Source organism: Roseibium sp. MMSF_3247, assembly GCF_030733765.1.
Taxonomy (GTDB): domain Bacteria; phylum Pseudomonadota; class Alphaproteobacteria; order Rhizobiales; family Stappiaceae; genus Roseibium.
The window spans coordinates 1-20,729 of the sequence record NZ_JASHII010000010.1 but is presented as its reverse complement, the minus strand read 5'-3'; the positions used below and the strand labels follow the sequence as shown (position 1 = coordinate 20,729).

The window sequence follows — 20,729 nt, the reverse complement described above, 5'->3', positions numbered from 1 at the left end:
CTGTGCAATGCCCGACTTCCAGATTCGGGCAAACGCTCCAATTCTGAGCGGTCTTGTTTCACTGGAAACATTGGCTTGTGCTAATGGTCGCCAACCATTGGCGCAAAATGCCAAATCGCGGATGAGACCCTGCACTTTTCTGATGCTGACAAGTAGAGAAAAATTAACACAGTATTTGAAATAATACCGATCATTGCAGAACGCCACTCCAAAAGAAGTTTGGTTTTTAGGTGCTCATAGAACAACTTGAACAACTCGCGCGCATCAAAGAACCTGAAGCACGCTCAAAATTGATCCGGACCCTTGTGGGGGAATATGCGCGTTCGGAAGACCACGACCCTACGGAAAATGAGCGGGAACTCTTTTCCAGGATTGTGCTGTCCGTCTTCGATCAGCTGGACCGCAGCGCGCGCTATGAACTGGTTGTCCGTCTCGCCAAAACCAACCGGATCATTCCGGACCTTGCCGACCGTCTTGCCCAAGAAGATTTTGCCCTGTCCGAACCTGTCATCGAATGCTCCCCGGTGATCAGCCAGGACGCCCTGATGGCAATCGCCGTCGACGGCGGAAACGACAAGCGGGGGGTCATGGCGCACCGCGACGATCTCAGCGAAGAGGTCACCGACAAGCTGATTGCCAGAAGTGCCCGGCCAGTGGTGCATGCGCTCCTGGAAAATCTCGACGCCCCCTTCTCCGTCCGCGGCGTGTTGGCGCTGTTGATCTTTGCAAACACGGAAGTTGAAGTGCTTGGCGGCCTGGCCCGGCGCGCCTTGCGCGACAGCGAGTTCCTGGAAACCCAGATGCAAATCCTGGAGACCAACTGTCCGATCTTTCCGGCGCCTCTAAAGCGCGCCATCGAGGAAGACACCTTGGAAAAGCTGGCCGCGCAGATCAACAACATCAAACGCGGCGAAGGCGACATCGAGATCGATGGGGTCATTTACTCCCGGCATGAAGCAAGCGTACAGATCGCCAATGGTGAGCTGTCCTTTGATGCAATCCTAAGGACCCTGTTCGAGGAACAAAGGCTGGATGCAGCGATCTGGTTGATCAGCCGCAAGATCAATCTCGCCGACGATGTGGTGTCAGACACGCTGAAGTCAGATGCGGACGGCGCGATTATGCGATTGATGCTGCAGACCGGCATTCACGAGAAAACTTACCGTGATTTCCTGAAAGCGCGCTGCGAATGGCTGGACCGAAGCACCCGGAGTATTCCGGAACTGGTGATGCGGTACAAGAAAGAGCTCAAGAAGCCTCGGAATGCTGCTGCGGCCGCAGCAGCGGCTGCAGCAGCGTCGACCCTGGGCGCGACCGTCACGGCGCACTGAAGCGTCTTCCCACCTTAAATGTTAATTCAATTGGCAGCGGCTAGCTTGCGACGCTCTAACACCTTGCCTTGCTCGCACAAATTACAACGCTCGCGCTACCAGGCGCGTTCCGCATTTAATCAATAAAGATAGATATCAGGCCTTAACCCGCAGGCTCAGCTTCAACCGGTGGACCTTCCGCGCGGTTGGAACTGCGGTCCGGGGACATGTACTGACGCCGGTACTCTTCCAGGAATGTTTCCAACGAGTCGACGTCCGCCAATTGGCTGGCAACTTCAAGGAACTCGACACCTTGTGCCTGGATCGGCCGGGTGACGACTTCAAATGCCAAAGCTTCCGGACTGTCGGCCATCTTGGCCATATACTTGTTCTGCAAACGCTCCAGGCTCAGCTGATCACCGGCAAGAGAATAGGCAATCCCGGCGCGCAGAATATCTCGGCGCTCAAGCTCATCCAGGGGGATCTGGTCCGACCAGCGGGAGCCGTGCATGGCTTCAAGTTGATCACCGGCATCCCGCCAGCTCTCTGCGGCCCAGAATGTATCGGCCCGGAGCCGATCCACATCAGTTCCGCGCATGTTCCGAACAAGCTCCAGCGCCAGATCCGGGCGGCCGCTTTCAGTGAGCGCCCGCGCTTCGACGATGTTGCGCTGACGTGTCAGCGTCGACGGAAGGCTGGCTTGGCGGGTCCGGTTCAAGACACGAAGCGCTTCTTCAGGCTTCCGGTCCATTAGATAGATCGCCCCAAGATCGGCGGCGATCTGGGCCCTAGCAGCTCCCTTCAACCGGTTGTCGACCTGATGCCGCAACAATTCGGTTGCTTGATCGAGAAGATCGACTTCGACAAGGCGCTTGGCGAGAAGACGGACCATTTCATCGCCCTGGCGGCCGATCGGCGTCAATTCTCTAAAATCGTAATACAGCGCCAAAGCCTTGATCGGTGGCATCTCATCCGCTTTTCCATCCAGGAAAAGCGAATTGAACAACGCGTTCATTTCTTCCTGAAGCAGCCGCGTAGTGTCTGCGTCCGGTTCGGCCTGCACGGCGGATTTCATCGCCTCAAACGCTTCCCGGTATTGGCCTTGCTCCGCATAAAGCTGGGCCAGGAACCGAAGCGTTCTGAGTTCGATTTCGTCTCCGCGCCAGGAGGTCGAAAGGGCAGCAAGCTGATCGATCGCTTCATCAATGGTCATCTCGCCATCGCGGTAGCGGATGCGCAGCGCACGATATTCGGCTTCCGCTGCCCGCGGCCGGTCATCCGACCGGGCGACCAGATCAAACACGGTCAAGGCTTCCTGGGAGCGGCCGGATGCATCGGCAACACGGCCACGCAAGATGTCATAGCGCGCCGCTTGTGCACGCGTGACTTCGGCAGGTTCGATCTCGGCAAGAATGCCGTTTGCGATCCCGAAATCATTGGCCTCAACCATCGCCTGAGCGGCAGCCAATTTGAACTCGGTCTGGATCGACGTCGGATAGTTTCCGACCACCGCCCGGCCGCGTGGCATGGCAATCCGGGCCTGTGTCCAATTGCCAAGCTTTACATCGACGATTGTCTGCCAAACTGCCGCATCAGGGCTGTTCTTCAGGTCAGGTCTGTGTAGATGCTCATACGCTTCCTCTGGCCGATCCGCCATTGCAAGCGCCGCACCCTTGACCAGGTTGAACGAACTGTCCTCGGCAAGGGCAAGGTTTTCTTCCAATGCGAGGTTTAACCAGCCCATCGCTTCCTGCGGAAACTGGTGTGCCAGGTAAAATCGGGCCAGAGCCATCAGGGGCTTGGCGCGTTTGCCTTCAGGTGTTTGCGCAAGATCTGATTGCAGTTCGTTCAAGCGGGACCGGAATGCGCCCGGCCCTGTTGTGCTCAAAGATACAAACTCGACAGTTCCATCGTCGTCCGGCTCGATAATCCGGCTGAGCGTTCCGGTGCCACCGCGAAGATGACGGTTGGACAGAGCAAGACCACCGTCTTTCTCAATGATGACATCGTCACCGAGGATCTTGATCTTCACACCATCAGAGCGTGTTGCAAGCGCGATGCCTTGCGCAGAACTCAAGGCTTCCAGATCGACGAAGTTTTGCGGCTTCAACAAGCCGCGCGGTGGTCCGAACCCTGTCACCAGGGAAATCGTGTCGCCAACAAACGGGTCTGTGATGCTGCGAATATGTTGCGGATCCTGATAGAGCACCCGCAAAATGGAACCGCCATCACCGCGAACCGTCCGTTCCATCTTCAGCGGAATGGACGGTTCCAAAATCAAGTCCCCAATGACAAGGGACCAGGCATTGCCATCAGCGCCAACGGTCGCTAGAACCGGATCATTCATGTCCAAGCGGAGGATCTGATAGTCCCCGTGTTGCTCGACATCGATCGTTTCAGCGGTTTCGGCAAGGGCGGAGACCATGCCGCGCGTATCGATCGTTGCGTCCGTATCAAACACGAGCCAGATGCTATCATTCCGGCGGAAGACTGCGCTCGATACCGGTTCTGAGAACGGGAACACGACCCGGACGGTGTTGCCGATCCGGCGGGCTTCTGCGGACACAAAGTTTCTGGCTTCCGCGCCGAAGTTTTCGGGCGGGCGCTCGGGCGACACACGCCGCGCCCCGACATCACGGCCACCGGTGGCGCGCCAAGTCTCGGGCGCCTGGACCTCGGTTTGCGGCAGCTGTATCCCGGCCGGAATGTCACTGCCGCCAAGGGTATTGTTCTGCCGGATTTGAACCGAACTGTTTGGCACGGCAGGACGATTGTCTTCGTCGAGTGCTTCTGCCGGCTGCAAGGTCGGAATGGCGTTTCCAGGCTGCGGCACCTCTGGTATTGGATCACCAGGTTGCTGCGTGGACAAATCCAGCATAGGGGCTGGTCGCGAAATTTGTTCTTCCAGAGGCGGAACGTCGCCGAGCGGCATGGCGCGTTGGCTTGCCTGAGCCAATTGGATCGGCCGCGGTACGTTCACATCAGACGTCCCGGTAGCATAAGAATCGCCGAACTCGCCGTCTTGGGGCCCAATCGAAGCGGTGATTTCACTGCCATCCTCTGCCGCAGACGCCTCGTTCCCATCAGCATCTGCCAGAACCACTGGATCTGCGGACACACTCTCAAGCGGCAAATTGGTTTCGCCAGGAGCTTCGTCTTCAGAAACGACTTGAACCGGGCCTTGCCCGGTCCTGTTATTGGCTCTGTTTTCTGCGTTGGGAACTCCGGAAGTACCAGGGGGTTTCTGCCGGGGCCCATCGCCTGCAACGCCAGCCGGCGGAGGCGCCTGAGCGATTGTAATTTCTTCTATCGGTGGTGCCTGAGCTGAATCATCGCTTGGCGCCGCTTGGCGGCCATTGTCCGAGGAGCCCGCCCCAACCCCTCCAAGTGGAACTGCTGTAAAACCTGGAGACTCATCCGCACGGGATTCCTTGAGCCGCCCACCACCGGAAGAAGACACGGCTGCCGGCGGCAAGCCGCGAGGGTTTCGGACCTCCCGCGTGTCCCGCAGCCCCGGAGCCGTTATCATCTGCGAGCGGTTTTCGTTATCAGCAACGGACAGTTCCTGATTGATAAGAGCATTCGCCGGATCATTCGGTTCCATGTTCTCCGGCGTAACATCGATCACATAGGTCTGCTCTTCGCGAAACGCCCGGATATCAACCGACGGTTCAACGCGCATCAAAAACTTCAGCTTGCCTTTGTCCAGGAACGACGTCGCATCAATCACACCAGGTGGCAGGTGTGTGCGCAGATGCGAGATGTCCAACTGTGCCGGATGATTGAATGTCAGCTTGATAATGTCGTTTTCACGAACAAACGCGGTATCGAACTTGATCGACCAGTCGAACACCAATCGTGTGAACGTTGGATGCTCTCCGACATGCAATGTGACCTGAGGTCCTTCTTGCGCCTTCAAGCGCGCCTGCTCCAAAGCGCGCACTTTGCGCATCGCTTCTTCGGCGCGTTTCGCCAATTCCCGGACAACATCGTCTGGCAGTCCTGGTGGCAGACCGCTCCAGGTCATCGGCAGGATATCAATGAAGAGCTTTTCACCGGCCTCAAGCGTGTTGATCTGGTACTGGGTTTTCAGAGCAAAGCGGATCGCGGCTCCATCCGGATCGCGCCGGGCGATGGTGACGTAGTCGCTAAGGTCCAAAGGAACATCATCGACATTGACGTCAATTGGATCTTGAAACGAAATGCGAAGCACACCGCCCGTTATAACCGCATCATACGTCGGCAGGAGGGTCCGGTCCTTGAAGGTCAGAACGATACGGCCAAAGCCTTGTTCCTGAGAAACTTCCAGTTCAACCGGTTCCAGTGTGTCTGCACGAGATATGGACGCAGGAACAGTTAGCGAAACCAAGGCCGCAACGAGCAAGACGGCAACCTGCAGGCACGCAAAGGCTCTCCGTTCGCAGTAATCTGCGAATTTCATAAGAGCCAGCGATGTCTGAATTCGCCTTGGCAAGTTGTTTTGACCTCGTTTGCCGCCAACACTGTATTTTAGTTATGTCTTGTTAACGCGCCCTTACGTCGCTTGCAGAGATCAGGCTATTTTTTGCTCAATTCGACGGAATCTTAGGTAGGATTCCACCGGTGGGCGCCTGGGCCTGAACAGGTTGCGCTTCCGGCTCTGGCGGCGCCGAAGATTGGCTGGCAATCGCCACCGTCAAACGTTCCGCGGCATCAGGTGACATGCGCGCCAAAATATCCGCCATTTTCCGCGGTTTCATTTGGCGTACGACCTTCAAAAGGATCGGCAGGCTGAGACGGTTGAAAATACGCGCTGCGTCTTTCGGCTTCATGTTTTCGTACATGGTCACAAGACCAGCGATCTCGTTCTCTTCCTGCTGCTTTTTTTCCTCAACGGCAGCACCGATGCGGGCCTCGAGTTGTTTGAGTTCTTCAACTCGCTGTTCGATCCGTTCTTCGGTCGCCTGAAGTAGGCGTTCCCGCAGATCCAACTGACCTTCCTGCTTCTGCAGGTTTTCCCGACGTTTCCCGAGGCTTTCCAAAACAGCGCGCTCAGCCGCAGATCCGCCGATTTCCAAGCTATCCGGAAGCACCGGCTGGGCAGGCGGAGGCACGGCCACGGGAGGTTGCGCCGCCGGATCAGCAGGGGCTGGTGGCGCTTCACCGCCATCCGCCGCGGGTTCTGTCGTTTCTTGTGCAATCGCACCATTGATTGGCAGGCTGCCGGTTTCAGGACCCACAGCAAGTCCCAAAAGCTTCAACCCGAACAGCGCGCTCGCAGCGACACCCAACAATGGCAACAATCTCAAGTTCATGCAGCAGCGCCCTTACGCTTGTTTCGAAACTGCTCCAACCGCGCCGTGGCTTCCTCAGCAGCACTGCGGATATCCGAGGCCCTGCTTGCACGTCTGCGCTCTGGCTCGACAGCTGGCGCACTTTGCGGAACCACTGGTTCAACAGCTCCGTACCCCCCAGGTTGCGGCACCGGAGCATTTTGCGCCTGCACCGGGTACGGGTCCGCTGCCGGAACAGGTTCCCGTTGCGGAGCCGATGACTTCGCGGCCCCTGCAATCTGAGATATCCGCGTAAACACTTTATCACCTTCGCGGATCTGGTCAGCCAAGGCGTTCGACATGGTTTCCGATTCCTTAAGACGCTTGCCGAGCGACTTGTCTGCCTCGGCTGCGGTCGTCTTCAAACCAAGGATTGCCCGCTCGGCAATTTCCGTCGCCGTCATCAATTCGGAAATGGTTGCCCGCAGGGTCTGCTCATCGGCTCTCAAGCGCTGCAAACGGCGGTTCAAGATCCAGCAGTAAGCGATCGTAATGACCAGCAGAACGGCAACAAGAGCCTCAATAATCAATCCGATTGGCAAGGATGTCATGGTTGCTCCATTTCACTCTGCATGGCCCGCTCGAACGCCGCCAATGTCATTTTCGGTTTGCGCAGGTTCCGCGCGATACGGATGGCAATGGAGTCTTCCGTTTTGCCAAGCGTTCCCTCTGTCAAAGGGATGTTTCCACATTTCACCAGCACTGGATCCGTCGGCGACACATCGAAGACCAAGGTCTGCCCCACATCCAGACTGAGTACCCGGCCGAGCGGCAAGTAGGTCTCATAAAGCACCGCATCGACTTCAATCTCTGCCGCATGAATTTCTGTCGCCAAGTGGCCTTCCCAGATCGGATCACGGCCAAACTTTTCGCCCATGAACATCTGGAGCAACAGATCACGGATCGGCTCCAGAGTTGCGTAGGGCATCATGATTTCAACGGTGCCGCCACGGTCCTCCATGTCGATACGCAATTCGACGAGGATCGCCGCGTTCGCCGGGCGGGAGATGGCAGCAAAGCGTGGGTTGGTTTCCAGACGCTCCAGATTGAAATGAACCGGAGACAGCGGCGCGAAAGCCTGTTCGGCATCCTGAAGGATCAGCGATACCATCTGCTGAACAAGGTTCGTTTCGATGGTCGTATAAGGACGCCCTTCCACGCGGGCCGCCGTGGTGCCCCGGCCACCGCCCAGCAAGACGTCAATGATCGAATAAATGAGGCTCGATTCAACGGTGATCAGGCCAAATCCGTCCCACTCTTCCGCCTTGAAGACACCGAGGATCGCCGGCAGCGGGATGGAATTCAGATAGTCGCCAAAACGCACGGAGCTGATTGAGTCCAGCGACACTTCAACGTTATCGGAGGTGAAGTTGCGCAAGGACGTCGTGGTCAATCGCACGAGACGGTCGAACACGATTTCGAGCATCGGCAAACGCTCGTAGGACACCATTGCCGAGTTAATCAGCGCGCGAATCCCGCTCTGATCACCAGCAATCGTGTCCTCGATATTGAACCCGAGGAGGTTGTCGATCTCTTCCTGGTTGAGAACGCGGTCGGCGCCGCGGGTGGCGTTTTCCAGATCCGGCTCGCTGTCGTCGATCATGGCCGCCCATTGCGCAGCCATATCGTCCGAGCTGCCAGCGCCCTGCTCCTCTAGAGCAGCACCCCAGGCCGCAGCCAGATCTTCATCGTCATCGCCACCTGCGCCCTGCTCCGCCAGAGCAGCACCCCACGCATCAGCCATGTCCTCTTCGGACAGATCATCATCGTCGTCGGCGTTTGCCATTCACACCATCACTGAACAAGGATTTCCTTGAACAGCACCCCTTCCACTTTTGCCGGATAGACCGACAAGTTGATCCGCCTGAGCAATTCTTCCTTCAAACGGAAAAGGCCGGCAGACCCTTCCAGGTCTGCGGGACGAAGCTCGCGCAAGTAGATCTGAAACGCATCGAGGATGCGCGGCAGATACGGTTGTATCTGATCGATCATTGCGCGGTTTTCGACCTCCAGAGCGATGCGGACCTTCAGGTAGGTCGTGCGGCCCTCGGTCGCCAAATTCACAGTCATTTCCGGAAGGTCATAAAAGACCACCGGTCTTTGCACTTCCTGCGGCGCCGCATCTTCACCTGGCGCAGGCGCCGGCATGCTGTCGCCCATGAACAAGAAGTAGTAAGCCCCGCCTCCAACGGCGAGCAGAACCACAAGCCCAATCGCCCCAAAGAGAATGAGTTTCTTCTTACCGCCACCACCGGCGGCATCTTCCTCACCATCTTCTTCGGCTGCGGCATTCTCGTCGGTCATGCTGCCCTCCGCACATGCGCAAGCGCTCGCGCGCGCTTTAAAAATTACTAAAGTGTTAAAGGTTAACGAATGGTTACCAATCCACTTCAGCGAGTCACCGGGCAAAAATTGCCAAGTGGTTAACTTCTGCCGGAATCTCTTGCCGGACGCACCACCCACTCACGGGTTTTGCCCAGTTTTCCCAAGGATTTAAAAACTGGCACGGCTCCTGCATTAACCTTAACGGGCGCCGACGTCTGGGGAGGCTGAAGCGCTCATCGGGGAGCAAAGGAACCGTTCATTATGGAGAACGTACATCTCATAGGCCTGTCCCGGCAGTCCGCTTTGCGGAATCAGCTTGATGTGGTCGCCAACAACATGGCGAACATCAACACGACAGGTTTTAAGTCGCAGCGGCTGCTCTTTGAAGAGTATTTGATGCCGGTTGCCGAAGCGACAGAATTCGAAACACCGGACGAAACGCTGTCCTATGTTCTGGACTATCAGTCCATCACGGACTTCGACACCGGCGCATTCAAGATGACCGGGAACGATCTGGACCTGGCGATCGAAGGCGAAGGCTTTTTCGTCGTCCAGATGGGTGACGGGACCGAAGCCTACACACGCGACGGTGCGTTTGTGATCGATCAGAACGGTCAACTCGTCACATCCGATGGACGCCCGGTTTTGACCACCGGCGGCCCGATCACTTTCTCGACCGAAGATGGATCTGTTGAGATCGCCAAAGACGGCACGATTTCAACGGAACTTGGAATTCGCGGCGTCATCCGCGTGGCGTCCTTTGAAGATCCGCAGGAACTCGAGAAACAGGGTAACAACCTGTACCGGGGCGAAAACCCGGGCATCCCGCAGCGGTTCAATGTCGTTCAGGGCGCCCTCGAACGCTCCAATGTCGAAGGTGTTTACCAGGTGACCCAGATGATCGAAGTCACCCGGGCCTACGAATCCATCACCAAGATGCTCAAGGACGTGAATGATCTTCGCCAACAGGCGATCCAGGTCCTTGGAAAACTTGAAGCCTAAGCGCCTTAAGGAGAACGCAACATGAGAGCTCTCTACACCGCCGCGACCGGTATGAAGGCGCAGGAATACAACGTTGAAGTCATTTCGAACAACGTCGCCAACATGCGGACCACGGGCTACAAGAAACAGCGGGCCGATTTTCAGGACCTTCTGTACCAAAACCTGCGCCGCATGGGCACGGAAACCTCCGATGCAGGCACGATCGTCCCGACCGGCATCCAGATCGGCACCGGTGTGAAACTGGCATCAACTGGCCGAGTCATGTCGCAAGGATCAATGGAGAACACCGGCAAGGAACTGGACATTGCCATCCGCGGGGAAGGCTTCTTTCAGATTCAGCTCCCTGATGGAACAACCGGATACACACGAGATGGCTCGTTCGAACGGGATCAAAACGGCCAGCTGGTGACCATTGATGGCTACCAACTTGATCCAAACATTACTATTCCGGAAAACACGCGCGATCTAACAATCGCTCCATCTGGTAAGGTTCAAGGCGTTGACGAAGCAGGCGCCACAGTTGATCTCGGTCAGATACAGCTTGCCCGGTTCGTCAATAAAGCCGGCCTTGAAGCGATCGGTGACAACCTGTTTCTCGAAACGGATGCCAGTGGTGCACCGCAGACCGGCAATCCCAATGAGGATGGTTACGGAAGCACTCAGCAGTTTTTTCTGGAGATGGCCAATGTGGATGCGGTGACCGAAATCGCCGATCTGATCTCGGCCCAGCGCGCCTATGAGATGAACTCGAAAGTCATCCAGGCGGCCGACCAGATGTACTCGACCACCACTCAGATCCGCTAACGAGAAAGGCTTAAGTCGATGAAGGCCTTAATGATAGCCGCTCTTAGCCTGGCAATGGCAGCACTGGCCAGTTTTGGTGCAGCAGCCAATGAGCGCCCGGTTCTACGGTCCCAGGTCATGACCTTGTCGGACATTGTGACAGTCGGGGACTTCTACTCCAACGCCGGAGATGTGGCACAAGTGCCGCTGTTCCGGTCCCCTGACATGGGAACCTCAGGCAATGTCCCGGCAACCACGGTTGCACAACGCGCCCGGGATGCCGGCCTGGTTACAGCCGGCACGGACGGCTTGCGCACTGTCGTCGTTCACCGCGGCGCGACAAGGCTCAACCGCCATCAGCTGGAAAACCTTATTCGCAACGATCTGGCAAAGCTTGAAGCAGGCATTGATCCTGAAGGGCTCGAAATCACGCTTCTGCAGGCCCCCGACCAGATCCTGGCCGACCCGAAGGCGGTGGATCCGGTCCGTATCGACAGGATCAACTGGAGCCGGAACAACGGACACTTCACAGTGTTCGCAACCATTGCAGTCGAACACGGCACACGTCCATTGACCGTCACTGGCACTGCGGTTGAGATGATTGACGTTCTTGTGCTCGGCCAGCCGCTGAAGCGCGGCGACATCGTTCAAGAGGGAGACTTCACAACGGTCCGCCTGCCGCGTTTGAAGGTAAACACCGCCGCGCTCCAGGACGGCGCGAACATTGTCGGCAAGGCTGCTCGAGTGAACCTGCGCCCGAGCCAACCATTGTCGCACAAGGATTTTGAATATCCGGTTCTGGTCGAACGCGGCGACAAGGTCACAGTTACCTACAATCTCGGCGCTATGAACCTCACCTCCCGGGCGAAAGCCCTGACCAATGGCGCCAAAGGCGACGTCATTGATGTCATGAATCTCCAGTCCCGGCGTGTTGTACCTGCGACCGTGACTTCCCGCGGCCAAGTAGTTGTTCATGCCGCTCATGCAGTTGTTGCAAGCCTGAACCACGAGGCCAATTAATGTCTATCTCTCGCAACATATCCCTGTTGGGCAGCATCGCCCTCGCAGCACTTGCTGCAGGATGCGGCTCCGCAGACCGGCTGGCGAATGTCGGCCAGCAGCCCGCCCTGAACGCCATTCAGGACCCGACAACAACTCCCGGATACAGGCCGGTTCAAATGCCGATGCCGGACCCGGTTCAGGCGCACTACAATCCGAACTCCCTTTGGCAATCAGGTAGCCGAGCCTTCTTCAAGGATCAGCGCGCAAGCCAAGTCGGTGACATCTTGACCGTCGTGGTCTCCATCGATGAAAAAGCGGAGATCGAAAACGATACAGCCAGAAGCCGTACCGAAACCAACGGCGCGGGCGTTGGCGGTGCGCTTGGAACTGCAATCGACACTATCTTCCTGCCGGCAGGCACTTCTGCCAGTGACCTTGGAAACGTTAACAGCAGTTCGACTTTCGCCGGAGCCGGCGAAGTGGACCGTGAAGAAGAACTGCGCACAACTGTTGCTGCTGTCGTGACCCAGGTTCTGCCGAACGGCAATCTCGTCATTGAGGGGCGTCAGGAAATCCGGGTGAACTTCGAAGTCAGAGAGTTGATTGTAGCCGGTATTGTCCGTCCGGAAGACATCACCTCCAACAACACGATTGCCAGCCAGCAGATTGCGGAAGCTCGCATCGGTTACGGCGGACGTGGCCAGATCACCGATGTTCAGCAGCCGCGCTACGGCAATCAGGTTCTGGATATCCTCCTGCCGTTTTAAACCGGCAAAATCACACACCAGCTCCCCCGGCTGCGGCAGGCAAGTCAGACGTGAAAGGCCCACTGCAGCTGAACCGGGCACGGCATCTCGCTCCCCGAGTGCCGTGCCCGATTTCTTTTGATCCCAGCGATCACCGACATTCAATCAGACATAAAAAAATCCTCCCCGTCTCCGGGAAGGTCTTCAAGTCAAATTGGCTTGCGAATTCAGCAAACCGGCCGTTACTGGAAATCAGTCGTCGCGATACACCTTTTCACGGCGTTCGTGCGCTTCCTGAGCCTCAATCGACAACGTCGCTATTGGCCGCGCCTCGAGCCTGCGCAGAGCAATCGGCTCTCCCGTCTCTTCACAGTATCCGTAACTGCCATCCGCAATCCGCTCCAGGGCGGCATCGATTTTTGAAATCAACTTGCGTTGGCGATCACGTGCGCGCAGCTCGATAGAACGATCCGTCTCCGAAGATGCGCGGTCTGCCAAGTCAGGGTGGTTCTGGCTTTCCTCCTGAAGGGTCGCGAGTGTTTCAGCGCTTTCTTTCAGGATCTCATCTTTCCAGGCAAGCAGCTTGTTTTTGAAGTATTCCCGCTGCCTATCATTCATGAACGGCTCGTCTTCCGAGGGTCGGTATTCAGACTCAATATCAACCGTCATCTACAACTCCGGTTTACCGTTATGACGGGCGCAATATATAGGCGGTTCGTCCCGGGGACAACGGTTCATTTGGTAAAATTAGCGTCATAAATTCTGCAATTAATTCAATTTGTTGCGTAAATTTTAGCCAATATCCCGGCTCAGTTTCAACGCCCTTGGGCACGCTCAATCAGGGAATCGGCCGAGCTTTGCGAGCTCTACTTTGACCCTAAGTTCGATCTCTTCCAGCACCCTGTCGACCTCCTGGTCGCCGCTGGATTGGCGCTTTGAAACTGTCAGCGAAAGATGCTCCAAACGATCTTCGGAAACATGGCCTGCCAAAAGATCCGCCCGGATCATTTCCAGGCTGTCCAACAGTGTATGCCCGTGACGCGCTGCTTTCTTGCGCCGCTCGGTCCGTTCATCCACTTCCTGCAGAGCTAGAAGCGCGTCGATGCCCTGAATGCCAGCTCCACCGGCTGTGGCCTGCGTTGCCGGTTGCTCAGCGGCTCCACCAAGGTCCGGCGCAAAATCGCTGCCTGAACTGCTGCTCTTCTTTGCGCCGCGCCCCTGAACTCCGGTTAACGGTTTGCTCCCGGTTATACGCATTGCTCTTTCCTAATGTTCTGAACGGCTGGTCAACACCAAGTTGTTCCATGGCCTGACAGAATCTGCCTTGAAGGGTAAATGAGTCCGGGCAAGCAAGGCAATATTTGCCGGGCATCTATTGTTAATCATTAACTCTATTCGCCACATTTGCGTGGATATACTCGCCATTCTTCCGCAAACGGCGCAGAATCCAGCCACTTTAGCGTCTCAATCCAACCAGGCCTGAAACTTGGCACGACTCTCGCATAATGCATCTCGAACCATAGTGACCCTTGGCTGATAAAACGGCCTCTTAGATGGATCTGCGTGAAGAATGCGTCGTCTGATCACATATTTCGAAAACCGCGCGGCCCGCGTCACACTCATTGCGGCTGCCCTTGTCGGCTTACAGCTTGCGATCGCCGTTCAAGCTGTCGCTTCCTCAAGAATCAAGGACATCGCGGATTTTGAAGGCATTCGTGAGAACCAACTAATCGGGTACGGCCTGGTTGTCGGCTTGAACGGAACTGGCGACAGCCTCAACAACACACCGTTTACGCAGCAGAGCTTGCAGGCCATGCTGGAACGGCTCGGTGTGAACACACGAAACATTCCGCTCAACACCAACACGGTTGCAGCCGTCATGGTGACGGCAAACCTGCCACCGTTCTCCACTCAAGGGACGCGGATAGACGTGAGCGTTAGCGCTTTAGGCGACGCCTCTTCTCTACAGGGCGGAACGCTACTTGTGACGCCCTTGGTTGGTGCAGATGGCGAAGTATATGCAATCGCGCAAGGTTCAGTCGCGATTGGCGGCTTTTCGGCACAAGGCGACGCTGCGTCTATTGTCCGCGGCGTCCCGACAGCTGGCCGGATCGCAAATGGCGGCCTTGTCGAGCGCGAACTGGATTTCAAACTGGCATCGCTGACAAAAGTTCGCCTTGCCTTGCGCAACCCGGATCTCACCACAGCACGGCGCGTGGCTCTGTCCATCAACGAATTGATCGGCATGCCAACTGCAGAGCCTGTCGACCCAGCAACAGTCCAGCTTGACCTGCCGCGCCAATACGATGGCAACATCGTTGATCTTTTGACCGACATTGAACAGTTGATTGTTGAACCGGACCTTGCCGCACGGGTCATCATCGATGAAAACTCCGGCATCATCGTTATGGGCCAGGACGTCAAGGTTTCGATGGTGGCTGTTGCTCAGGGCAACCTGACCGTGACGATTGCAGAGACACCGGAAGTCGTTCAGCCCCTGCCCTTCGCAAACGGTCAAACGGCGATCGCACCACGCACGGATCTTAACGTGAACACCGATCCAGACGCGAAATTGGCGATCGTTCCAAATACAGTGACTTTGAAACAACTCGTTGATGGACTGAATGCGCTCGGAATTGGTCCGCGTGACATGATCTCCATCCTCCAGGCAATCAAAGCTGCCGGTGCTCTCCAAGCCGAAATCGAGGTGCTCTGATGGATTTGCCACTTGCCCCTTCCATGCCGCGCTCCAACCCGCTTGATGTCCTCCAGGGTGTGAACCCGGGTGACAAGACCGCCGCGCGGGCCGCTGCAGAAGAATTCGAAGCCGTGTTCTTGAACAATATGCTGCAAAGCATGTTTTCCGGCCTTGAAAATGGCGGTGCCTGGGGTGGCGGAACGGGGTCTGATGCCTGGCAAGGCATGCTTGTCGATGAATATGCCCGTACGATTTCTGCTGCCGGCGGCGTTGGAATCGCAGATAGTGTTGAACGTGAACTGCTTGCTTTGCAGGAAGGCGCCCGATGACCGCACAACCAGATACCAGCACCCTTCCCTTTTCTCTCGACCGGCCGGCCAGCAAGCAGGAGGCTGAAAACTTCTGCTCCGCATTATCCGGGACCATGGAAGCGCTCCTGTCCGTGATCGAAATGGAGACAGATCTTGTCCGTGCGGGAAAGCTGAAGGAAGCCGGTGAGTTGCAAGCCGACAAGGCGCGTCTCATTCATGAATATACGCGCGGCATGATGTCCGCAAAGGACCATGCTGTTGCGCTTGGCAACCTTGCGCCTGCCGCGACACAGTCGCTGCGCCGACAGCATGGCGAATTCCAACCCGTGCTGCGCATCAATCTGGCTGTTCTTGCAACGGCCCGCGAAGTGACGAATAACATTGTGACGTCGGTCGCAAAGGCTGTTGGGGCCAAAAACGCAACAGCGCCGACCACTTACGGCCGGACGGGCGCCTCTCCCAATGGGCCGCAATCAGCTCAAGGCATTGCTGTGAACCAATCTCTTTGAGACACCAGCTAAGCCTTGATATTTTCCTCAGTATCCAGTTTTAGCTATCAAAACGAACTGAGAGACCCGGGCTTGAAAACAAATCAAAATGGTCACAAGAAGATAAATCCAACCCCTTAAAATTCTAACTATTCCGTTAACAGAAGATTCATTCCCTTACGTTATTTTTGTCATTATCGGGTCATAGTATGACGTTACCCGGAGGGCAAAATGGATACCGCATTAGTCCGGCCTCCATCGCCGACATATACGGCGATCACGCCGGTGACACGCGCCCCGGAAAAAGATCAACCGGCAAGTTCTACGGATTTGCCGGCGGAGGACACCGTCCGTCCTTCCCCAGATTCATCTGGATCTCAACGGGCTGCGACAAACGAACAAAACAGGGCCAGTGAAGGCCGCGCTGATCAGTCTGCACTGGAGCGTTACACGCCGCCCGTGACACGCCAGAACGTGTTCGACGAAGACAGCGAAAGCCTCATCTACGTCGCAACCAACACGGAAACAGGCGATGTTATTCGTCAGATTCCAAGCGAAACCTTGCTGAGGCTGCGTGCCTACAGCGAAACGGTTGCCGCTTACCGGACCCAGGTCGAAGAACAGCAGCGCTCAAGCTCTGAAGACGAAGCCGTTCAACGCACAGTGTAAATCACGGTTGAACGGCTCGTTCCGGACCCATGCTTCATGGGCCACGGATATCTATTTCCAGTTTCCAAAACATCACAATCTGAACTGCTTTATCATCTGATGAGCTCCCGCATCGTGTCGAGTCTGTCGCCCGGGTAGAAGCTCGTCATTCCCACTGAGACCGCAGTTCCCGCTGCTGCCAGTCCAACCGGCTTTGCAAGTATCCATCCGAACGTGATCGATCACTCCCCAGGCCTCCCCCAATCAGCCGTCGCCAAAATCAAAACCAACATCGGTCAGCCACGGGCGGGAACAGTCCAAGAAAATCGTTCGAAAGAGACCGTTAGGCGGCTCGGTTAAAGCACTCATTCCCAGAAACACAGCAGTCTTCCTTGCAGGAACGGCTCGTTTCAGCCAAATTGTGACTGTAGGACTTTGTTAACCTTAATTTCTGCTAACCGTATTTTTTACATTGTCATTAATACCTATAGTCTTTCTTGGTCGGTGATCCCCAGGACGGGAATCTTGTTTTGCGTTTTTCCAAGGAAGGAAAAGAAATGTCCGACATCACCCTCACCAACGCCGTACGGGCCAACCTCAACACTCTGACTTCGACCGCGAAAATGATGTCGGATGTTCAGAACAAGCTGGCGACCGGCAAGAAGGTGAACTCCGCGCTCGACAACCCGAATTCATTCTTCACGGCAAAGGGCTTGGAGAACCGCGCAAGCGATCTCAGCACCCTGCTCGACGACATGGGCCAAGGCGTTCAGACACTAAAGGCAGCAGACAAAGGGATTTCGGCGATTTCCGACCTGGTCGATGCCGCCAAGGCAAAAGCCAACCAGGCGCTGCAGACGTCAGATAAAGTACAGCGTTCCAAATACGCTCAGGAATACAATGACCTGCTGAGCCAGATGGAAGATTTGGCCAAAGACTCGGGCTATAAGGGTAAAAACCTTTTGTCCGGAACTGGCAATGACCTTTCTCTGACCTTCAACGAAGACGGCTCGTCATCCCTGTCAATTTCAGCAGTTGATTACACCAACTCATCTGCTGGCCTTGGTCTGAGCGATATCGACCGCACGGCCACTTCTGCAACAGCTCAACTTGAGTTTGCCGCCGACGGAACGTCAACTACAGCTCACGTCGTAGATCAGGGTACATATAAAGCTGGCGACACCCTCACCGTTACGGACAGTAAAGGCGACTCTGTTGGAACAGTTTCAATAACTGACACCATGTCAATGGCCGATCTAGCAACAGCACTCAACGGCTTAACCGGCGTTACGTCAACTTATGACAACACGACCGGAAACATCACGTTTGCCGGTGAAGGCATTCAGCTGAAAAACGGATCCGAAGAAATCGGGACTGGTGGAACAATCAGTGACTTCGACACGGATGCAAAAATCGAGACAGCCCTTTCTGCATTGAAATCTGCTCAGGACACACTGCGTGCTCAAGCGTCCACATTTGGTACAAATCTTTCCATTGTAGAAAACAGGCAAGATTTTACGACCGACCTGATTAACACACTGCAGGAAGGTGCGGGCGCATTGACACTGGCTGATACCAACGTTGAAGGCGCGAACCTTCTGGCTCTGCAAACACAGCAGCAGCTGGCGTCCACTTCCCTGTCGATGGCGTCCCAGGCATCACAGAACGTGCTGCGGTTGTTCTAAGGCAGACTGCTCTCAAGTTCCTGGCGCTTTCAACAAAAAGCCAAGAGCAACAGTAGAGCATTGAAATGACGACTATTTCAGGCGACGGGGTGTAACCCCGCCGCCTACACCTGTTTACTTTACGTTATCCATAACGCTTGTTAACCATGTTTATTTAGATTCCGTTTTCAGTTTCAGCCGTTTCATGCGTGCCAGTCCCAGAAAGGGGCTGTGTATCTCGTGTTCCTAGAAAGGAAACAAAATGGCTGACATTACTCTGTCCAGCGCGGTTCGTGCGAACCTTAACACTCTCCAGCAGACCGCATCGTTCATGTCCGATGTCCAGAACAAACTGGCCACCGGCAAAAAAGTGAACTCGGCTCTGGACAATCCGAGCAACTTCTTCACCGCTTCCGGTCTTCAGTCCCGTGCAAACGATCTGGGCACCCTGCTCGATGACATGGGCCAATCGGTTCAGACCATTAAAGCAGCCGACGACGGTATCACCGCCATCACGAAGCTTGTTGAGTCCGCGAAAGCTAAAGCTAACCAGGCCCTGCAAACCGGTAGCCAGTATGAGCGGAAACAGTTTGCTGCGCAGTACAATGAACTGCTCACACAGATCGAAGACGTTGCAAAAGACGCCGGCTATAAAGGCAAGAACCTGCTCGCGGGTTCCGGCAATGACCTTCGGACCATCTTCAACGAAGACTCCACGTCCAAACTGGATGTTTCCGCTGTTGATTACACCGACACCACGTTGTCGACTGGTCTGAACCTGTCCGATCTGACTGAAGGTCAAGGTGGCGCAACTGCGTTCAACCTGTCCGGCGGCAAGACCACCATCACCCTGACAGGTGCTGATGGATCCCTGAACTCCAGCTCCACGTTGAACGAATCCACTGCGATTTCAACAACAACAACTCTGGAATTCACGAACGTTGAGTCCTCGACTCCAACTTTGATCGGTACGACCGTGAGCAACGGCGCAACCGTTCAGGATCTGGTCAACTCTCTCAACGCAACTGAAGGTGTTCGTGCGGAATTTGACGAAACCAACGGCGAGCTGACGATTTACAGCAACCAAGACTTCTTGATCTCTGATACTGATACCACCGCTACAACCGCTCTGACGATTGGTTCTGCGGCCTCGGTAAATGCATCTGCGCTCACGTCTGGTTCGTCCCTAACGGACAGTGGCTCGTTCGCACTTGGTGATGTCATTACATTGACCGACGGCAACGGCTATGAGCTTGGATCTTTCGAAGTCGAAAGTTCCTCAACCGTTGATGATCTGAACACGTTTATTAACGACTTCAACGGCGTAAGTTCAACTTTCGCTGGTGGACGGATCAGCGTTACCTCAGAAACGGATTTGACCATCAACAGTAGCCGTGATGGTTCAAACAACACCGACTTCGGTAGTGAGAACTTTGCTGCAACGACCAACGGTTCTTTCAGCATCTCTGCACTGTCCGACTCTGGTTTCGCAACCGACAACGACATCAACCGGACGATCAGCAAGCTGAACAACGCATTGTCCAACCTGCGTTCCCAAGCTTCTGAATTCGGTACCAACCTTTCCATTGTTGAAAACCGTCAGGACTTCACACGAAGCCTGATCAACACGCTGGAAGAAGGTGCTGGTAAGCTGACACTTGCCGACACCAACGAGGAAGGTGCAAACCTCTTGGCCCTGCAGACCCGTCAGCAGCTGGCTTCGACTTCGTTGTCCTTCGCATCTCAGGCAGACCAGAACGTTCTGCGTCTCTTCTAAGACAGAAAGTCTTAAACACAATCAGAGAAGGCGGGCTTTGGCCCGCCTTTTTCTTTTGTCTCCACTGATCGGCCGCGAACCGCCAGGCCGACGATCCGTCGCTTTTACGGCAACTGCGCCTGCCTCCCCTTTCGGCTTTTTTCAAAACAAAGAAATTCCCTTCCCACACGTCGTTAAACCCTTATTAACCATAAAAGTGCGACACAGTTTTTATTGTTATTTTTAACAATGTAATTTTTGACGCCTCAGGAAGAGGCGTCATGACCCCAGGAAAGGGATCCTGAATGTCTGACATCACTCTGTCGGCTGCCGTAAGGCAGAATCTGCTTACCCTCCAGTCCACTGCTGATTTCATGTCCGGTGTCCAGAACAAACTGGCGACCGGAAAGAAGGTGAACTCGGCCCTCGACAATCCGAATTCCTTCTTTACGGCGTCGGGTCTCAATGCCCGGGCAAGTGATCTCGGCACGTTGCTTGATGATATGGGCCAATCCGTCCAGACCATCAAAGCTGCGGACAAGGGGATCACAACCATCACCGAATTGGTGAAATCAGCGAAGGCAAAAGCCAATCAGGCACTGCAAACGTGTTCCCCGTCAGCGCCTATGGGTCCGGATAAGCTGATTGCTTAAGGGAGAGGTTTTGGCTCATCTTCACTGATCA

The 20,729-nt window shown here is 55.5% G+C and carries 18 protein-coding genes and 1 pseudogene; 12 read left to right on the top strand and 7 right to left on the bottom strand.

The window, feature by feature from the left end:
• Positions 1-230 precede the first annotated feature (230 nt).
• Positions 231-1,331: a DUF2336 domain-containing protein gene (locus RBB44_RS23255; protein ID WP_306150137.1), complete on the top strand. Its 1,101-nt coding sequence runs from the start codon at positions 231-233 to the stop codon at positions 1,329-1,331.
• A 142-nt stretch (positions 1,332-1,473) separates the two neighbouring features.
• Here RBB44_RS23255 and RBB44_RS23250 read toward each other — a convergent pair whose 3' ends face one another.
• The 5 genes from RBB44_RS23250 to RBB44_RS23230 form a co-directional block, all read right to left on the bottom strand.
• Entirely contained in the window at positions 1,474-5,751 is a 4,278-nt protein-coding gene (locus RBB44_RS23250) for a hypothetical protein (RefSeq protein WP_306150138.1), read from the bottom strand.
• Between the two features lie 127 nt (positions 5,752-5,878).
• The gene (locus RBB44_RS23245) at positions 5,879-6,604 is read right to left on the bottom strand and encodes a MotE family protein (protein ID WP_306150139.1); all 726 of its coding nucleotides are present in this window, start codon (positions 6,602-6,604) and stop codon (positions 5,879-5,881) included.
• Positions 6,601-7,173, bottom strand: a complete 573-nt coding sequence (locus RBB44_RS23240; RefSeq protein WP_306150140.1) for a DUF6468 domain-containing protein — start codon at positions 7,171-7,173, stop codon at positions 6,601-6,603. The genes RBB44_RS23245 and RBB44_RS23240 overlap by 4 nt, the downstream gene beginning before the upstream one ends.
• On the bottom strand, positions 7,170-8,408 hold the full coding sequence (fliM, locus tag RBB44_RS23235) for a flagellar motor switch protein FliM (protein WP_133946566.1): 1,239 nt from the start codon (positions 8,406-8,408) through the stop codon (positions 7,170-7,172). The genes RBB44_RS23240 and fliM overlap by 4 nt, the downstream gene beginning before the upstream one ends.
• Positions 8,409-8,416: 8 nt before the next feature.
• Positions 8,417-8,926 carry a flagellar basal body-associated FliL family protein gene (locus RBB44_RS23230; protein WP_133946564.1) on the bottom strand — a complete coding sequence of 170 codons (510 nt, stop codon included), beginning with the start codon at positions 8,924-8,926 and terminating at the stop codon, positions 8,417-8,419.
• A gap of 282 nt (positions 8,927-9,208) precedes the next feature.
• Here RBB44_RS23230 and flgF point away from each other — a divergent pair, with 282 nt between their 5' ends.
• The 4 genes from flgF to flgH are packed head-to-tail and all read left to right on the top strand — an operon-like array spanning position 9,209 to position 12,501.
• Complete coding sequence (gene flgF, locus RBB44_RS23225; protein WP_306150141.1) at positions 9,209-9,949, top strand: flagellar basal-body rod protein FlgF; 741 nt, start codon at positions 9,209-9,211, stop codon at positions 9,947-9,949.
• A gap of 21 nt (positions 9,950-9,970) precedes the next feature.
• The gene (gene flgG, locus RBB44_RS23220) at positions 9,971-10,753 is read left to right on the top strand and encodes a flagellar basal-body rod protein FlgG (RefSeq protein WP_209178601.1); all 783 of its coding nucleotides are present in this window, start codon (positions 9,971-9,973) and stop codon (positions 10,751-10,753) included.
• Between the two features lie 30 nt (positions 10,754-10,783).
• Complete coding sequence (gene flgA, locus RBB44_RS23215) at positions 10,784-11,752, top strand: flagellar basal body P-ring formation chaperone FlgA (protein ID WP_306150142.1); 969 nt, start codon at positions 10,784-10,786, stop codon at positions 11,750-11,752.
• Positions 11,752-12,501: a flagellar basal body L-ring protein FlgH gene (gene flgH / locus RBB44_RS23210; protein ID WP_008190897.1), complete on the top strand. Its 750-nt coding sequence runs from the start codon at positions 11,752-11,754 to the stop codon at positions 12,499-12,501. Before flgA ends, flgH begins: the two co-directional genes overlap by 1 nt.
• A gap of 231 nt (positions 12,502-12,732) precedes the next feature.
• Here the strand turns inward: flgH and dksA are convergent, their stop codons facing one another.
• Both dksA and RBB44_RS23200 read right to left on the bottom strand, forming a co-directional pair.
• Positions 12,733-13,149, bottom strand: a complete 417-nt coding sequence (gene dksA / locus RBB44_RS23205) for an RNA polymerase-binding protein DksA (protein ID WP_133946556.1) — start codon at positions 13,147-13,149, stop codon at positions 12,733-12,735.
• Between the two features lie 165 nt (positions 13,150-13,314).
• Positions 13,315-13,737 (bottom strand): flagellar assembly protein FliX, encoded by a 423-nt coding sequence (locus RBB44_RS23200; RefSeq protein ID WP_306150143.1) that lies wholly within the window; start codon positions 13,735-13,737, stop codon positions 13,315-13,317.
• Between the two features lie 313 nt (positions 13,738-14,050).
• Here RBB44_RS23200 and RBB44_RS23195 point away from each other — a divergent pair, with 313 nt between their 5' ends.
• From RBB44_RS23195 to RBB44_RS23165, 7 genes and pseudogenes are all read left to right on the top strand, one after another.
• On the top strand, positions 14,051-15,196 hold the full coding sequence (locus RBB44_RS23195; protein ID WP_209174068.1) for a flagellar basal body P-ring protein FlgI: 1,146 nt from the start codon (positions 14,051-14,053) through the stop codon (positions 15,194-15,196).
• On the top strand, positions 15,196-15,507 hold the full coding sequence (locus RBB44_RS23190) for a rod-binding protein (protein ID WP_209174069.1): 312 nt from the start codon (positions 15,196-15,198) through the stop codon (positions 15,505-15,507). The genes RBB44_RS23195 and RBB44_RS23190 overlap by 1 nt, the downstream gene beginning before the upstream one ends.
• Positions 15,504-15,998 (top strand): hypothetical protein, encoded by a 495-nt coding sequence (locus RBB44_RS23185; RefSeq protein WP_209002126.1) that lies wholly within the window; start codon positions 15,504-15,506, stop codon positions 15,996-15,998. The genes RBB44_RS23190 and RBB44_RS23185 overlap by 4 nt, the downstream gene beginning before the upstream one ends.
• A gap of 210 nt (positions 15,999-16,208) precedes the next feature.
• Positions 16,209-16,646 carry a flagellar protein FlaG gene (locus tag RBB44_RS23180; RefSeq protein ID WP_306150144.1) on the top strand — a complete coding sequence of 146 codons (438 nt, stop codon included), beginning with the start codon at positions 16,209-16,211 and terminating at the stop codon, positions 16,644-16,646.
• A 536-nt stretch (positions 16,647-17,182) separates the two neighbouring features.
• Positions 17,183-18,310 carry a flagellin gene (locus tag RBB44_RS23175; protein WP_166672612.1) on the top strand — a complete coding sequence of 376 codons (1,128 nt, stop codon included), beginning with the start codon at positions 17,183-17,185 and terminating at the stop codon, positions 18,308-18,310.
• 241 nt (positions 18,311-18,551) lie between these two features.
• A complete protein-coding gene (locus RBB44_RS23170) occupies positions 18,552-20,066 on the top strand; it encodes a flagellin (RefSeq protein WP_306150145.1) in 1,515 nt (504 codons plus the stop codon).
• Between the two features lie 284 nt (positions 20,067-20,350).
• Positions 20,351-20,659 (top strand): annotated as a pseudogene (locus RBB44_RS23165) (ABC transporter substrate-binding protein); the annotation flags it as partial.
• Positions 20,660-20,729: the final 70 nt, after the last annotated feature.

Excerpts from the sequence above, each read along its gene's own strand:
- RBB44_RS23250 (WP_306150138.1), bottom strand. The coding sequence starts at position 5,751 with ATGAAATTCGCAGATTACTGCGAACGGAGAGCCTTTGCGTGCCTGCAG.
- RBB44_RS23245 (WP_306150139.1), bottom strand. The coding sequence starts at position 6,604 with ATGAACTTGAGATTGTTGCCATTGTTGGGTGTCGCTGCGAGCGCGCTG.
- RBB44_RS23240 (WP_306150140.1), bottom strand. The coding sequence starts at position 7,173 with ATGACATCCTTGCCAATCGGATTGATTATTGAGGCTCTTGTTGCCGTT.
- fliM (WP_133946566.1), bottom strand. The coding sequence starts at position 8,408 with ATGGCAAACGCCGACGACGATGATGATCTGTCCGAAGAGGACATGGCT.
- RBB44_RS23230 (WP_133946564.1), bottom strand. The coding sequence starts at position 8,926 with ATGACCGACGAGAATGCCGCAGCCGAAGAAGATGGTGAGGAAGATGCC.
- flgF (WP_306150141.1), top strand. The coding sequence starts at position 9,209 with ATGGAGAACGTACATCTCATAGGCCTGTCCCGGCAGTCCGCTTTGCGG.
- flgG (WP_209178601.1), top strand. The coding sequence starts at position 9,971 with ATGAGAGCTCTCTACACCGCCGCGACCGGTATGAAGGCGCAGGAATAC.
- flgA (WP_306150142.1), top strand. The coding sequence starts at position 10,784 with ATGATAGCCGCTCTTAGCCTGGCAATGGCAGCACTGGCCAGTTTTGGT.
- flgH (WP_008190897.1), top strand. The coding sequence starts at position 11,752 with ATGTCTATCTCTCGCAACATATCCCTGTTGGGCAGCATCGCCCTCGCA.
- dksA (WP_133946556.1), bottom strand. The coding sequence starts at position 13,149 with ATGACGGTTGATATTGAGTCTGAATACCGACCCTCGGAAGACGAGCCG.
- RBB44_RS23200 (WP_306150143.1), bottom strand. The coding sequence starts at position 13,737 with ATGCGTATAACCGGGAGCAAACCGTTAACCGGAGTTCAGGGGCGCGGC.
- RBB44_RS23195 (WP_209174068.1), top strand. The coding sequence starts at position 14,051 with ATGCGTCGTCTGATCACATATTTCGAAAACCGCGCGGCCCGCGTCACA.
- RBB44_RS23190 (WP_209174069.1), top strand. The coding sequence starts at position 15,196 with ATGGATTTGCCACTTGCCCCTTCCATGCCGCGCTCCAACCCGCTTGAT.
- RBB44_RS23185 (WP_209002126.1), top strand. The coding sequence starts at position 15,504 with ATGACCGCACAACCAGATACCAGCACCCTTCCCTTTTCTCTCGACCGG.
- RBB44_RS23180 (WP_306150144.1), top strand. The coding sequence starts at position 16,209 with ATGGATACCGCATTAGTCCGGCCTCCATCGCCGACATATACGGCGATC.
- RBB44_RS23175 (WP_166672612.1), top strand. The coding sequence starts at position 17,183 with ATGTCCGACATCACCCTCACCAACGCCGTACGGGCCAACCTCAACACT.
- RBB44_RS23170 (WP_306150145.1), top strand. The coding sequence starts at position 18,552 with ATGGCTGACATTACTCTGTCCAGCGCGGTTCGTGCGAACCTTAACACT.